Here is an 811-nt window from a genome sequence, read left to right on the forward strand (position 1 = left end):
GCCGGTCGGCTCTCGGTGGTTTCGTCACGCTGGCGGCATGCCGCCGATCTCTCTGGCCGAGCCCACCGGCCGCTACCTGTCCTTCGAGGAGCGCGAGGAGATCGCGATTCTGCGTGCCCAGGACAAGGGCGTGCGAGAGATCGCCCGCGCGATCGGACGTGATCCGGGGACGATCTCGCGCGAGTTGCGCCGCAACGCCGCCACCCGCAGCGGGAAGCAGGAGTATCGGGCCACGGTCGCTCAGTGGAAGGCGCAGCAGGCCGCGAAGCGCCCGAAGGAGGCCAAGCTCGCGGGCAACGACACGCTGAAAGAGCTCACTACTGACCCGAGTTGCTCACGGATCCGCATCGCAAGACACCCCTTCGGGAACGCGGCACGTGCGACCGCACTCGTTCCATCCGGAACACCGCCAGAAGCCGCTCCCATCGACACAGCGCCACCCCCCCGTCGTAGGGCGACCCCATTCACGCGCCCCTGACCAGCAGGATCCGTCCCGCCGCCTGCCTCCGACGGAGAGATCGACGCAAACTCCCTCGAATTGAGCAACAAGGTCATCGAGACTTCTACAACCGCCGCCGCCTGCGCAAGCACAAGATCTTCGGCTACCTCACCCCGGCCGAGACCAGGCAGCGGCATCAACACACCCTCGCGGCATAACCATCGAGTGTCCAAGATCACGGGGAAACTTCAGCATGATCTAGCGCGGAACCCCGGGCGTTCACGCCCGGGAGGAAGCGCTTCTTAACACTGCTCTGACGTGCACGAGTGCACGGGTCTGCACTGTTGGCCTCAGTCGGGACGTTTCTGGGTC

At 65.7% G+C, this 811-nt stretch carries 1 pseudogene; it reads left to right on the top strand.

Annotation, left to right across the window (positions count from 1 at the left end):
- Window positions 1-289, top strand: a pseudogene (locus EHS43_RS45410) (helix-turn-helix domain-containing protein); the annotation flags it as partial.
- Window positions 290-811 lie beyond the last annotated feature (522 nt).

Origin of the sequence: Streptomyces sp. RP5T, from assembly GCF_003933965.1 — a bacterium.
Lineage (GTDB): Bacteria > Actinomycetota > Actinomycetes > Streptomycetales > Streptomycetaceae > Streptomyces.